General features: G+C 68.2%; 11 protein-coding genes. 6 read left to right on the forward strand and 5 right to left on the reverse strand.

The window, feature by feature from the left end:
* Window positions 1-3: 3 nt before the first annotated feature.
* The 4 genes from JWS13_RS36225 to JWS13_RS36240 all read left to right on the forward strand — a co-directional run bounded on the left by JWS13_RS36225 (window position 4) and on the right by JWS13_RS36240 (window position 5,550).
* Window positions 4-1,563 (forward strand): APC family permease, encoded by a 1,560-nt coding sequence (locus JWS13_RS36225; protein ID WP_206010149.1) that lies wholly within the window; start codon window positions 4-6, stop codon window positions 1,561-1,563.
* Window positions 1,560-3,116, forward strand: a complete 1,557-nt coding sequence (locus tag JWS13_RS36230; protein WP_206010150.1) for a GMC family oxidoreductase — start codon at window positions 1,560-1,562, stop codon at window positions 3,114-3,116. Before JWS13_RS36225 ends, JWS13_RS36230 begins: the two co-directional genes overlap by 4 nt.
* Window positions 3,117-3,208: 92 nt before the next feature.
* Window positions 3,209-4,390, forward strand: a complete 1,182-nt coding sequence (locus JWS13_RS36235) for a thiolase family protein (protein WP_206010151.1) — start codon at window positions 3,209-3,211, stop codon at window positions 4,388-4,390.
* A 14-nt stretch (window positions 4,391-4,404) separates the two neighbouring features.
* Complete coding sequence (locus tag JWS13_RS36240; RefSeq protein WP_206010152.1) at window positions 4,405-5,550, forward strand: acyl-CoA dehydrogenase family protein; 1,146 nt, start codon at window positions 4,405-4,407, stop codon at window positions 5,548-5,550.
* On the opposite strand, the gene JWS13_RS36245 is transcribed toward JWS13_RS36240, so the two are convergent.
* On the reverse strand, window positions 5,531-7,012 hold the full coding sequence (locus JWS13_RS36245) for a flavin-containing monooxygenase (protein WP_206010153.1): 1,482 nt from the start codon (window positions 7,010-7,012) through the stop codon (window positions 5,531-5,533). The genes JWS13_RS36240 and JWS13_RS36245 overlap by 20 nt on opposite strands.
* Entirely contained in the window at window positions 7,009-7,944 is a 936-nt protein-coding gene (locus tag JWS13_RS36250) for a patatin-like phospholipase family protein (RefSeq protein WP_206010154.1), read from the reverse strand. Before JWS13_RS36250 ends, JWS13_RS36245 begins: the two co-directional genes overlap by 4 nt.
* An 83-nt stretch (window positions 7,945-8,027) precedes the next feature.
* Here JWS13_RS36250 and JWS13_RS36255 point away from each other — a divergent pair, with 83 nt between their 5' ends.
* Window positions 8,028-8,633: a TetR/AcrR family transcriptional regulator gene (locus JWS13_RS36255; RefSeq protein ID WP_206010155.1), complete on the forward strand. Its 606-nt coding sequence runs from the start codon at window positions 8,028-8,030 to the stop codon at window positions 8,631-8,633.
* Between the two features lie 5 nt (window positions 8,634-8,638).
* Here JWS13_RS36255 and JWS13_RS36260 read toward each other — a convergent pair whose 3' ends face one another.
* The 3 genes from JWS13_RS36260 to JWS13_RS36270 form a co-directional block, all read right to left on the reverse strand.
* Window positions 8,639-9,661 carry a magnesium transporter CorA family protein gene (locus JWS13_RS36260; RefSeq protein ID WP_206010156.1) on the reverse strand — a complete coding sequence of 341 codons (1,023 nt, stop codon included), beginning with the start codon at window positions 9,659-9,661 and terminating at the stop codon, window positions 8,639-8,641.
* Window positions 9,662-9,698: 37 nt separating this feature from the next.
* Window positions 9,699-10,901, reverse strand: coding sequence for an FAD-dependent monooxygenase (locus JWS13_RS36265; RefSeq protein ID WP_206010157.1), 1,203 nt, complete (start codon window positions 10,899-10,901; stop codon window positions 9,699-9,701).
* A gap of 68 nt (window positions 10,902-10,969) precedes the next feature.
* Window positions 10,970-12,187, reverse strand: coding sequence for an MFS transporter (locus JWS13_RS36270; protein ID WP_206010158.1), 1,218 nt, complete (start codon window positions 12,185-12,187; stop codon window positions 10,970-10,972).
* 48 nt (window positions 12,188-12,235) lie between these two features.
* On the opposite strand from JWS13_RS36270, the gene JWS13_RS36275 reads away from it, so the two are divergent.
* Window positions 12,236-13,042 carry an IclR family transcriptional regulator gene (locus JWS13_RS36275; RefSeq protein WP_206010159.1) on the forward strand — a complete coding sequence of 269 codons (807 nt, stop codon included), beginning with the start codon at window positions 12,236-12,238 and terminating at the stop codon, window positions 13,040-13,042.
* Window positions 13,043-13,056 lie beyond the last annotated feature (14 nt).

Below are 13,056 nucleotides of genomic sequence, written 5' to 3' on the forward strand. Positions count from 1 at the left end.
ACCATGGCTACTCGGCACGGTGCAGTGGGTGACGGAGATGAGCCGGGGGACAGTGGACTCGGCGAACTGGGGTACAAGCAGGAATTGGACCGCAGTCTGGGCAAGTTCGCCAGTTTCGCGGCGGGAGTCAGCTACATCTCGATTCTCACCGGCACATTCCAGTTGTTCTATTTCGGGTTCGGCACGGCGGGGCCGGCGTATCTGTGGTCCTGGCCGATGGTGTTCGTCGGGCAGATGGCCGTCGCGCTGTGCTTCATGGAACTTGCGGCCAAGTATCCCGTCGCCGGCTCGGTCTACAACTGGGCCAAGCTGCTCGGCAGCAGGATCGTGGGCTGGTCGTCGGGCTGGCTGATGCTCACCGCGTCGATCGTGACGCTCTCCGCGGTCGTGCTCGCGCTGCAACTCAACCTGCCGCGGCTGTGGAGCGGTTTCCAGATCGTCGGTGACGGCAGCGGTGAGTACGACTTCGCGACCAACGCCGTCATTCTCGGCACCGTCATGATCGCGTTCACCACGGCGGTCAACGCATTCGGCGTCAAGCTGATGGCCCTCATCAACAGCACCGGCGTGTTCGTCGAATTGATCGCCGCCGTCCTCATCGCGATCATCCTCGCCGCCAACATCACTCGCGGCCCGGAGGTGTTCTTCTCCACCCACGGGTACGGTGCCGGGGAGGCCGGCGGCTATCTGAGCGTCTTCCTCGTGGCGTCCCTCGCGTCCGGGTACGTGATGTACGGCTTCGATACCGCGAGTTCGCTCGGCGAGGAAACCGTCGACCCGCGGCGGACGGCGCCCAAGGCGATCCTGCGGGCGATCCTCGCGTCGTTCGTGATCGGCGGGGCGATCCTGGTGTTCGCCGTCATGGCGGCCCCCGACCTCGACGATCCGCTGATCGGCAGCAGCGAGGGCGGCCTGCAGTACATCGTCGAGCAGGTTATGTGGGGACCGCTCGGCAAGATCTTCCTCGTCTGCATCGTGATCGCGGTGACGGTGTGTTCGCTCGCCGTGCACGCCGCGGCGATCCGGCTCACGTTCGCGATGGCCCGCGACAACGCCCTGCCCTTCGGGGAGCGGCTGGCGCACGTCAACCCGAAGCATCAGACACCGGTGGTCCCCGCCATCGTGATCGGTCTGCTCGCGGCGTTCATCCTCGTCATCAACATCGGGCAGCCGCAGATCTTCACGGTGCTGACGTCGATCGCGATCATCATGATCTACCTCGCGTACCTCATGGTCACCGGTCCGCTGCTGAAGAAACGACTGCAGGGGCAGTGGCCGCCGAAGGAACTCGCCGAGAGCGGCTACTTCACCATGGGCCGGTGGGGGCTGGCGGTGAACATCTTCGCCGTGCTGTGGGGCGTGGGAATGGCGCTCAATCTCGCATGGCCGCGCCCCGAGGTCTACGGAACCCCCTGGTACAACACCTGGGGCGCGTTCGTCTACATCGGCATCATCCTCGGGCTCGGCCTCCTCTGGTACGCGGTGAAGGGCCGCAACCACATCGGCTGCCTCGCCTCGCACGCGGCGGCGACGAAGGACGAGGCAGAGAGTGAACTGCCATGACGGACACCGTGTTCGACTACGTGATCGCCGGCGGAGGAACCGCCGGATGCGTGCTCGCCGCCCGGCTCAGCGAGGACCCGTCGGTGACCGTGTGCCTCGTGGAGGCGGGCCCGTCGGACGTCGGTGACCGCAACGTCCTCGAGCTGTCGCAGTGGATGCATCTGCTGGACTCCGGATACGACTGGGACTATCCGATCGAGCCGCAGGAGCGGGGCAACAGCTTCATGCGGCACGCACGGGCCAAGGTCCTCGGCGGCTGCTCGTCCCACAACTCGTGTATCGCGTTCTGGCCACCCGCCGAGACACTCGACGACTGGGCGGCGGCCGGTGCGACGGGCTGGGGTGCGAACGACGTGTTACCGCTCGTCGCGCGGGTGGAGAACAACGACGCCCCCGGCGAGCAGCACGGTCGCAGCGGTCCGGTGCGGTTGCGCGACGTCCCCCCGAACGACCCCTGCGGCGTCGCACTGCTCGAGGCCGCGGCGAAGGTCGGGTTGCCCACCGTGCAGTTCAACCGCGGCACGAGCGTCCTCGACGGGGCGGGGTGGTTCCAGATCAACGCGTCCGAGGACGGCACCCGCATGTCGACGTCGCACGCCTACCTGCACCCGATCCTCGGATCCCGGCCCAACCTCGACGTGCGCACCGACTGCTGGGTCGCCGAGATCGTCATCGACGACGAGATGGCGGCGACCGGCGTGCGCTATCAGCGTCCAGACCTCACCGGATACGACACCGTCTCGGCGCGCCGCGAGGTGATCGTCACCGCCGGTGCCATCGACACCCCGAAACTGCTGATGCTCTCGGGTATCGGGCCCACGGTGCACCTGCGTGAGATGGGCGTGCAGGTCCGGGTCGACGCCCCCGGTGTCGGGCAGAACCTCGACGACCACGTGGAAGGGCTCGTCTTCTGGGAGGCGTCCCGGCCGATGGTCACCGAGTCGACGCAGTGGTGGGAGATCGGCCTGTTCGCCACGACCGAGACGGGACTGAACCATCCGGACCTGATGATGCATTACGGCAGCGTCCCGTTCGACATGAACACCCTCCGGTGGGGATACCCCACCACCGACAACGGTTTCTGCCTCACCCCGAACGTCACGCAGGGACTCTCCCGCGGAACGGTCCGGCTCCGCTCCCGCGACTTCCGGGACCGTCCGCGAGTGGACCCCCGGTATTTCACCGACCCCGACGGTCACGACGAGGCCGTGATGCTCGCCGGGTTCCGGCTTTCGCGCCGCATCGCCGAGCAGGAACCGCTCCGTGGCTGGATCACGAGGGAACTGGCTCCCGGGCCGGAGGCGGAGACCGACGACGAACTGATCGACTACGCGCACCGCACCCACAACACGGTGTATCACCCAGCCGGGACCGCCCGGATGGGGGCGGCCACCGATCCGGCGGCTGTCCTCGACCCGGAGTTGCGGGTGAAGGGGGTGCGCAATCTGCGGGTGGTGGACGCGTCCGCGATGCCGAAACTGCCGTACGTCAACCCCAACATCACGGTCATGACGATGGCCGAGAAGTGCGCCGATCTGATTCGCGGACGCTGACCCGGTGACGTGCCGGAGGCCCTGCGTGAACCGCCAGGTACTTTGAAGTCCTACTATCTCCCCGTACTGGCAGAGAGACGGAAGGGCACGTCATGAATACTCCTGAACCGATCGTCGTAGTCGACGGCGCGAGGACCCCGATCGGCAGCTTCGGGGGCGCGTTCAAGGACGTGCCCGCCCATGAACTGGGTGCGACCGCCGCGAAGGCCGCACTGGACCGTGCCGGGGTCCCGGGCGGCGACATCGACGAGGTGGTGATGGGCTGCATCGGTCAGGTCGGGCCGGACGCCTACAACGCCCGCCGCGTCGCCCTGGCCGCGGGACTTCCCGAGAAGACCCCGGCGTACACCGTCAACCGGCTGTGCGGGTCGGGTCTGCAGGCGGTGTGGTCGGCGGCGCAGCAGATGCGCTGGGGTGGGGTGAACTTCGCCCTCGCCGGCGGCGACGAGAGCATGTCGCGGATGCCGTTCTACGATTTCTCGGCCCGCTCCGGGTACAAGCTCGGTGACCGCAAGCTGGTGGACGGCACGGTCGCGATCCTGACCGACCCGTTCGGTGGCGTGCACATGGGCCGCACCGCCGAGGCCGTGGCCCGCAAGTACGACGTGAGCAGGCAGCAGCAGGACGAGTTCGCCGTCGAATCCCAGCGCCGCGCCGCCTCGGATGCGGCGAAGGCCGCGTTCGCCGAGGAGATCACCCCCGTCGAGATCGGCGGCCGGCGTCCCAAGACGGTCGACGTCGACGAGCACCCCAAGCCCGACACCACCCTCGAGACCCTCGCCAAGCTGCGGCCGGCGTTCGAGGAGGGCGGCTCGGTGACCGCGGGCAACGCGTCCGGGATCAACGACGGCGCCGCGGCGCTGGTGCTGGCGACGCAGACCGCCGCGCAGGACAAGGGCCTGACCGGGCTGGTGACCCTGGAGGCGGTCGCGACGGCGGCGATGGATCCCGCGCTGATGGGATACGCCCCCGTGCTGGCGCTGCAGAATCTGTTCGAGCAGACCGGCACCACCCCCGGCGACATCGACGTGATCGAGCTGAACGAGGCGTTCGCGTCGCAGGCGGTCGCGGTGATCCGGGACGCGAAGCTCAACCCGGAGAAGACCAACCCGTACGGCGGGGCGATCGCGCTGGGTCACCCGGTCGGGGCGACCGGGGCGATCCTGAGCCTGCGCATCGCGAAGGACATGGTGCGTCGCGACCTCGAACTCGGCATCGTCACCATGTGCATCGGCGGCGGCCAGGCCCTCGCTGCCCTCTTCAAGCGCATCTAGGCGCAGGACGGACGATGAAGAAGCACACACCCTCCTGGCACGACGACGAGGTGAAGGCCCTGTCCGAGCTCGCGGCGGGGTTCTTCGAACGCGAGGTGGTGGCGCACCACGAGAAGTGGGACGCCCAGCACCGCATCGACCGTGAGGTGTGGCTGGCGGCGGGCAAGCTCGGGTTGCTGTGCTGCTCGATCCCGGAGGAGTACGGCGGTGGTGGGGGCACGTTCGCCCATGACCTCGCCGTGTTCGAGGCCCAGGGTTACGCCGGTGACCTCGCGCTCGGCATCTCCGTGCACTCCGGCATCGTCCCGCACTACCTCGTCGAGTACGGCACCGAGGAACAGAAGCAGGCGTGGCTGCCGGGCATGGCGACCGGGGAGATCCTCGGCGCCATCGGCATGACCGAGCCCGGCGCCGGGTCGGACCTCAAGGCGATCAAGACCACCGCCATCCGGGACGGCGACGAGTACGTCGTCAACGGCTCGAAGACGTTCATCACCAACGGTGCGTCGGCGGACGTGATCGTGCTGGCCGTGAAGACCGACCCGAAGGCCGGCGCCAAGGGGGTGTCCCTGGTGATCGTGGATCTGCGGGACTGTCCCGGGTTCGCCGTCGGGCGGGTCCTGGACAAGGTGGGTCAGCACGGCGCCGACACGTCGGAGTTGTCGTTCACCGATGTGCGGGTGCCGGTGTCGAATCTGCTCGGTGAGGAGGGGCAGGGCTTCGGGCAGATGATGGCGCAACTGGTGCAGGAGCGGTTGATCATCGGCGCGCAGGCGTCCGGGGCGATGACCCGTGCGGTCGAGGACACCGTGGCGTACACGAAGTCGCGGCAGGCGTTCGGGCACAGTCTGTTCGAGTTCCAGAACACGGCGTTCGAGCTCGCCGAGTGTCAGACGATTGCCCGTACGTGTGCGGTGTTCCTGGACCATTGCATCGAGGCGCACCTGCGCGGTGAACTCGACCCGTCCGAGGCGGCGATGGTCAAGTACTGGCTGACCGAGCAGCAGTGCGCGGTGATCGACCGGTGCGTGCAGTTGCACGGCGGTTACGGGTACATGCGCGAATACTTGATCGCCCGGATGTACGAGGACGCCCGCGTGCAGAAGATCTACGCGGGCGCCAACGAGGTGATGAAGGGAATTATCGCGAAGTCGCTGTAGCCGTCGCAGGCTCACGCGACACGTCGTACGCCGCCTCGTCGAACCGGCCGAGTCGCTGCCGCATGCGGTCGGTCGACCACGGCCAGTTGAAGCTGTTGCGGCCGTTGACGTCGAGGAAGTAACTCTGGCAGCCACCGGCGTTGTAGACGGTGGTGGCCAGGGCTTCCTGGACCTGGGCGTTGAACGCGTCCTGCACGTCCCGGCGCGGTTCCATCCTGGTCCACCCGTTGCTTCGGGCCTGGGTGACCGCCTGGATCAGGTATTCGAGTTGTGCCTCGAGGATCATGAACGCCGACGTGTGGCCGGTGCCCAGGGCCGGTCCGAGGAGGACGAACGCGTTGGGGAAGCCCGCGACGGTCGTGCCGAGGTACGCCTGCGGGCTGCCCTTCCAGTGGTCGTCGAGGCTGCGGCCCTCGCCGTCGAACACCTTGGACCCGATCGGCATGTCGAGGATGTGGAAGCCGGTGCCGAAGATGATCGCGTCCACTTCCCGTTCGGCGCCGTCGCTGCCGACGACGACGTTTCCGCGCACCGACTGCACGGCGTTGGCGTGCACCTCGACGTTGGGACGGGTGAGCGCGGGGTAGTACGTGTTGGACAGCAGCAGCCGCTTGCAGCCGAGCGTGTAGTCGGGCGTCAACGCCTTGCGCAGCTTCGGATCCCGCACCTGGGCACGCAGTTGCGCCTTGCCGACCTGCTGGACGATCCGCAGGATCCACGGGTGCCGGAAGCCGAGCCCGAGAGATTCCATGATCGCGTACTCGAGGCGTCGCAACGCGCGGATCGCGCCCGGTACGCGGCGCAGGACCGTACGCTCGACACCGGGTAGCGTGTGGTCGGGTTTCGGCAGCACCCATTGCGCGGTGCGCTGATACAGATGGAGTTCCGCGACCTTCGGCTGGATGGCCGGGACGAATTGCACTGCGGACGCACCGGTTCCGACGACAGCCACGCGTTTGCCGGTGAGGTCGTGGTCGTGGTTCCAGCGGGAGGAATGGAAGACCTCGCCGGTGAACGTGTCGAGACCGGGGATCGCGGGAACGAGCGGTTCGTTCCACGGCCCCGCGGCGGCGATGACGGCGTTCGCGGTGAACGTGCCCGCGGACGTGTCCACCGTCCAGTGCCGCGTCTGCTCGCTCCACTGGGCGCGCTGCATCTCGGTTCCGAACTTCACGTGGGCGGGCACACCGTGTTCGGTGGCGGTGCGCTCGATGTACCGGCGGATCTCCTCCTGCCCGGCGAACAACCGCGACCACTCCCGGTTCGGTGCGAACGAATAGGAATACAGGGCCGACGGGACGTCGCACGCGCAGCCCGGGTAGGTGTTGTCGCGCCACGTCCCGCCCAGCGCGTCCCCCTTCTCCAGTACGGCGAAGTTGTCGATCCCGCTCTGCTTCAGGCGGATCGCGGCCCCGATGCCGGAGATCCCGGCACCGACGATGAGGATGTCGTAGTGGTTCATGCGCGGACTCCGTTCGCGAGCTGTGCTCGGGTGGTGACGAGGGAATGTTCGAGGGTGGCGAGCCGGCGCCGGCCGTCCATGAAGTTCGGGCCCATGACGGCGAGGTCCTCGGCGGTCGCGTCCAGCCGGATCACCCGCGTTCCGGCCGTCTCCAGCCTCGCGACTTCGGCGTCCAGGCCCGCGCTCATCCAGTTCCGCAGCATCCGGCGTTCGACACGCGCGGCCCCGCGGCCGGCGATGCGGCCGGTCGACGCCATCGGCGCCAGCACGATCACCTCGTCGAGTTCGAGGGGCAGCACGAGGTCGGCGGATGCCGTGGACGCCGCCCCGCCGTCGACGAACCGGCGGCCGCCGATGGGGACCGGGGGATACCAGCCGGGAATCGCCCACGACGCCCGCAGCGCTTCGGACAGGGTCGCGGCCGGTGCGCCGGGTGAGCCGAGTGCGACACGTGCACCCGTGTCGTAGTCCATGCTCACCAGCCACGTCGCCGGGTGGCGAACCCAGCCGGACTCGCACGTGAACCGCTGCGCCAGCCGGTCGAGCCAGGCCGCGTCACCGCGGCCGCGGGGCAGCAGTCCGCTGGCGGCGGTGACGGGCGGAAGCCCGCGGCGCAGCAGTCCGGGCGAACCGAGGCCCAATCCGGGGAGCGGCGGGAATCGTCCCGGTGCGGCGGCGAGATGTCCGTCGAGCGCGGGATGGGTGGCCCCACCGAGTTGCATCGCGAGCAATTCGTCGACGCCGGCCCCGCCGCCCAGCATGGTGACGAGTTCGGCGCCTGCGGACGTGCCCACGAGCACGTCGGCGTCGCGCGGGTCCCATCCCAGGGCGTCGCTCACGGCGACCAGGGCCGCCACCGTCCAGGCTGCGCCGAGCGTGCCGCCGCAACCGATCACCAGCCCGCGGCTGAGTTGTGTGTCACTCGAAGTCATACCTAGCAAGCTATCAGAAACCAGATACCGGCGGTATATGAAAAGTAGAATATTCTCGCAGGGGCTTCGGAGAAAGGGTGAGCATGGCGCGATTGACCAGGTCGGAGAGTCAGGCGCGGACGCGGGCGCATCTCGTCGCGACCGCGCGCGACCTCTTCCTCGCCGACGGGTACGCGGCCACCTCACTCGAGAAAGTCGCCGACGAGGCCGGCTACTCCAAGGGTGCGGTGTACTCCAACTTCAAGAACAAGAAGGAACTGTGCCTCGAGGTGCTCGGGCTCATCCACGCCACCAAGGGGCAGGAGATCGCGGCGGCACTCGGCGGCGGCGAGACGATGGAGGAGCGACTCGACGCGTTCCAGGCCTGGGCGGAGAAGACACTCGGCGACGTCGGCTGGACCATGCTCGAATTCGAGCTCATCGTGCTGTCCCGTCACGATCCCGAACTGCGCGACGCCCTCACCGCCACCCTCGGTACCGCGCGGGAAATCACGGTGACGCTGCTGAAGTCGTTCACCGACTCACTGGGGGTCGCCCTGCCCGTCCCCGTGCAGGACGCGGCCAGCAGTATCCTCAGTCTCGGTGTCGGACTGGGCATTCAGCGCGCCATCGATCCCACCATCTCGGCCAGTGTGGTCACCGACAACCTCCGGGTGCTGCTGGCCGTGTCGCAGCCGAGTGAACTCTAGATCCGTCAGAGCCAGTCGCGCCGGCGGAACAGGACGTAGAGCAGGCTCGCGGACGTCACGATCACGACGGTGCTGACGATCGTCCCCGACACCTGCCCGACCCCGGGGAACAGGACGTTCTGACCGAACCACCCCGTCACCGCGGTGGGGACCGCGATGATGGCCGCCCACCCGGTGAGCTTCTTCATCACGGTGTTGAGCCGGGCGTCCTGCAGCGACAGATTCGTCTCGAACACGGTCACCACCATGTCGCGCAACGACTCCGTCCACTCGGCGGCGCGCGTCACGTGGTCGTAGAGGTCGGTGTACAAGCTGTCGAGAACCGGCGACCGATCGCGCTCGGATTCGGCGCGCCCGCGGATGACGGCTCCCACGACCTCCCGCATCGGCAGCACGACGCGACGCAGTTGCACCAGTTCCTTCCGCAACCGGTACGTGCGCTGCTGAATCTCCTTGGTCCGCGCGGACTCGTCGAACAGTCCCTCCTCGAGCGCCTCGATCGCGTCGTCGATGGTCTCGATCGTCTCGAACTGGCCGTCCACGATGGCGTCGAGCAGGCCGTGCAGGAGTGCGAGCGCGCCCGAACCCGGGGTGAGCAGCGCGGGGTCTTCCTCCCACCGCTCCACCACCTGCGACATGTCGAACCGGTCGTCCCGCCGCACCGTGATGATCCCGTTCGACAGCACGAACGCCGACACCCGGCTGAGCCGAAGCCGCGAGTCGAGGACGCCGAGCGTGACGGCATCCTCGGCGTCGAACCAGGTGGCGTACGCGGTCACGAACGCGTGGCCCGCGTAACGCGTCGCCTTCGGTCGCTCACCGCGGGCGACGGCATCCTCGATGGCGTTCGGATCGAGCGACAATTCGTTCGCCAACTCGGTCAGGCACTCGTGGTCGGGATCGCACAGGTCGACCCACACGAGCGCGTTCTCGTCCCGCACCTTCTCGGACACGTCGGCGAGCGGAAAATCCTTGCCCACGCACTCGCCGCCACGCCACACACGGGTTCGCACCAGGTTGAGGGTCACTCGCCCAGTCTGCCGAACCTTCCCGCCGGGGAGGCGGTTATGACGCGCGATCGGACGAGTAACCCCACAGCCAGTCGGTGTACTTGTAGCTCGACGTGTCGCGGGTGCGGAACAGTTCGTTGCGTGCGATGCGGGCGGTGCCGTCGAGGTGCCACAACTCGCCCCACATACGTCCGGTGGTGAGGATGCGATTGCAGCGCGGTGCGCGTTCGGTGTTGACTTCCTTCAGGATCTGCGGCCACGCGGCGTTGCCGCCACCGGCGGAGAAGTCCTCGGCGGCATAGTCGGCCAGGCACTTCGCGTCCTCGATCGCCATCACCGCTCCCGACGCCAGGTACTGCAGCGGGGGGTGCGCGGCGTCGCCGAGCAGGATCATCCGCCCGTCCACCCAGTTCTCGATGGGTTCGCGGTCGTACATCGGCCACCAGCGGTCCTTCCACAGGTAGTCGATGCCGCGGCGGACGTTCTCGTGGCAGTGCGCGTAGGCCTGCTCGAGTTCCTCGGGGCCACCCCAGTTCTCGACCCCGTTCTTGTAGCCGGGCGATTCGAACACCGCGACCTGGTTGAGCATCTGCCCGCCGCGCAACGGGTACTGGATGAAGTGGCATCCCGGTCCGATGTACCCGACCACGTCCTCGATGTCCTCGTCGAGGTCGACCTCGTCGTACGGCGTGGTGCCGCGGTAGGCGGCGTAGCCGGACGACACCGGCTCGTCGTCCGAGATCTTGGCCCGCAGCCGGGATTTGAGGCCGTCCATGCCGAGGGCGATGTCGGCCTCGTGGGTGCGGCCGTCGTCGGTGCTCACGTGCACCCGGTCGCCGTCGGTGACGACGTCGGTGACGGTGATGCCCGTGTGCAGTTCGGCGCCCGCGGCCCGTGCGGCGTCGACGAGCGCCGCGTGCAGGTCGCTGCGGTGGGTCACGAAGTACGGTCCGCCGTAACGGGCCCGGAACTCGGCACCGAGGTCGATCTTGGTGAGCACCTCGGCGGTCACGGCGTCGCGGAACACGATGTTCTTGGGCAGGCAGCCCTTGGCGAGAACGTCGTCGAGCACACCCCAGGAGTCGAGGATGCGGGCGCCGTGCGGTCCGACCTGCAGTCCGGCGCCGACCTCACCGAATTCGGTGGCCCGTTCGAACAGCGTGACGTTCGCGCCCTTCCTGGCGAGGGCGAGGGCGTTGGCCGCGCCGCCGATCCCGCCTCCGGCGATGATGATGCGTGCGTCCTGCAGGTTCGACATGACAGTTCCTTCGTTTCGATCGTTCGGGGCAGGTGAGTGGCAAAGCGTGCCGGGGCACACGGCGGCACTCACGTGGGGAAGCGGCGCCAGATCACGGTGAGCAGCAGGGCGGCGACGAGGGCACTGACACCGAAGAGGATGAAGTTGGAGTCGGCGCCGAGCCCGGCGGCCAGCAGCCAGCCACCGATCTGCGGTGCGGCAACGGCGCCCACCCGGCCGACACCGAGCGCCCAGCCGAGGGCCGTGCCCCGCAGATGGTCGGGGTAGTAGGACGCCACCGCGGCGATGATGAGGCACTGCGTTCCGTGTGTGCCGACGCCGGCAAGCACGAAGATGACGTAGATCAGCGCCACCGGTGGGCTCGTCAGCAACGACAGCAGCGCGAGACCCGCGAGGAGCGCGGCGACGATGCTGGTGGGGATCGTGCCGAACCGGACGCCGCCCCAGGCGGTGACGAACGATCCCGCGACGGCGCCGAGGTTGAGCGCGAGGGCGAACGTGAGCGCGCTGCCGAGATCGGTCCCTGCACCCTGCATGAGTTTGGGCAGCCACGTGCCGAGGCCGTACCACGCGAGCAGGGTGACCATCGTGGCGAGCGCGAACATGATGCTGACGGAACGGAACCGGACACCGAGCAGCGCGCTGAAACCGGACTCCGCGCGCACCCGCATTGCCGCGACGGTGTGGTCGGGCAGCGTCCGCCACGCGATCGGCACCAGCAGGATCAGCGGGACGAGCGCGAACACGAACATCGGCTGCCAACCCCAGTTCGGGATGACGGGAATGCCGAGCAGCGCCGCGATCGAACCACCGATGGGAACACCGGACATCATCATCGTGGCGACCGCGGCGCGCCACTTCGCGGGGACCAGTTCGGCGGCAAGTGCATTGGACGTCGGGACGAGACCGCCCAGGCCGAGCCCCGCGATCAGGCGCAATGCGCCGAACATGACGGGTCCGGTCGCCAGGGCGCACAGCGCGGTGAACACGGACAGGACGATCGCGCATCCGATCACCGCCCGCTTGCGTCCCACGACGTCGGAGAGGCGGCCCGCGAGCACGGCGCCGATCATCATCCCCAGAAACGCGAGACTGCCGAGAGTGCCGGCGGTCGCGGCGCTGATGCCCCATTCCTTCTGCAGGCTCGGGATGACGTTGCCGTAGACGATGAGGTCGTAGCCGTCGAAGACCACGAAGAGCCAGCAGACGACGACGGCGATCGTGGCGTTGCGATCCAACCCGGCGCGGTTCGCCGGTGGTGCCGCGGAGGTGGCGGTGAGGGGCATGTATCGAGGGTGATGCGGCGCACAGCAGCCGTGCAATAAAGTTCTGCTGTGCAGAAGAAAAAGACCATCGAGAAGCCGGCGTACATGCTGGAGTCCGTAGACAACGCGCTGCGCCTGCTGCAGATGCTGCGCGACGTCGGAGCGCTGCGGATCAAGGACGCCGCCGAGGAGCTCGGCATCGCGCAGTCGACCGCGCACCGGCTGATGGCGATGCTGGTGTACCGGGGGTTCGCCGTTCAGGACGAGAAACGCCGGTACCACCCCGGTGCGGCGATGGGGGCCGGCCCGGCGCAGCGGGGGTGGACCCGCGAGTTCAACGACCTCTGCCGGCCCCACATGGAGGCGCTCGCGATCCTGTGCGGCGAGACCGTCAACCTCGTGATCCGCGTCGGCACCCAGGCTCGCTTCCTGTCGTCCGCCGAGTCGGCGGGAATCCTACGGGTCGGCGACCGTCAGGGGCAGGTCCTCGACGCGGAATTGACTGCAGGAGGGCGAATTCTGCTGGCGGAACTCCCGAGGGACACCCTCGCGCAGCTGTACCTGCGGCCGGACGATCTTGCCGACGACGACCGCGAGTGGGGCGACCGCCGTCTGCCCGCCGACGAGTTCGAGCAGTTCTACCGGGACCTGTCCGCCGCCCGCGCCGTGGGATTCGCCGTCAACGTGCAGCAGACCGAGGAGGGCGTCGCAGCGTTCGGCGTCGCCATCCGGAACCGGGCCCGGACCGCCGTCGGAGCGCTGACCGTGGCCGTGCCGATCACCCGCTTCCGTCAGCACTCGCAGGGACCGCTGGTGTCGCAGATCAAGAACGCGATCCGCGAACTCGAGGTGGACATCGCGGACCTCGAACCCTGATCACGAATTCTGCA

Source organism: Rhodococcus pseudokoreensis (assembly GCF_017068395.1).
GTDB classification, from domain to species: Bacteria; Actinomycetota; Actinomycetes; order Mycobacteriales; family Mycobacteriaceae; genus Rhodococcus_F; species Rhodococcus_F pseudokoreensis.

Coding starts and splice junctions, on each gene's coding strand:
- JWS13_RS36255 (WP_206010155.1), top strand. CDS start 8,028: ATGGCGCGATTGACCAGGTCGGAGAGTCAGGCGCGGACGCGGGCGCAT.
- JWS13_RS36235 (WP_206010151.1), top strand. CDS start 3,209: ATGAATACTCCTGAACCGATCGTCGTAGTCGACGGCGCGAGGACCCCG.
- JWS13_RS36250 (WP_206010154.1), bottom strand. CDS start 7,944: ATGACTTCGAGTGACACACAACTCAGCCGCGGGCTGGTGATCGGTTGC.
- JWS13_RS36265 (WP_206010157.1), bottom strand. CDS start 10,901: ATGTCGAACCTGCAGGACGCACGCATCATCATCGCCGGAGGCGGGATC.
- JWS13_RS36270 (WP_206010158.1), bottom strand. CDS start 12,187: ATGCCCCTCACCGCCACCTCCGCGGCACCACCGGCGAACCGCGCCGGG.
- JWS13_RS36245 (WP_206010153.1), bottom strand. CDS start 7,012: ATGAACCACTACGACATCCTCATCGTCGGTGCCGGGATCTCCGGCATC.
- JWS13_RS36240 (WP_206010152.1), top strand. CDS start 4,405: ATGAAGAAGCACACACCCTCCTGGCACGACGACGAGGTGAAGGCCCTG.
- JWS13_RS36230 (WP_206010150.1), top strand. CDS start 1,560: ATGACGGACACCGTGTTCGACTACGTGATCGCCGGCGGAGGAACCGCC.
- JWS13_RS36225 (WP_206010149.1), top strand. CDS start 4: ATGGCTACTCGGCACGGTGCAGTGGGTGACGGAGATGAGCCGGGGGAC.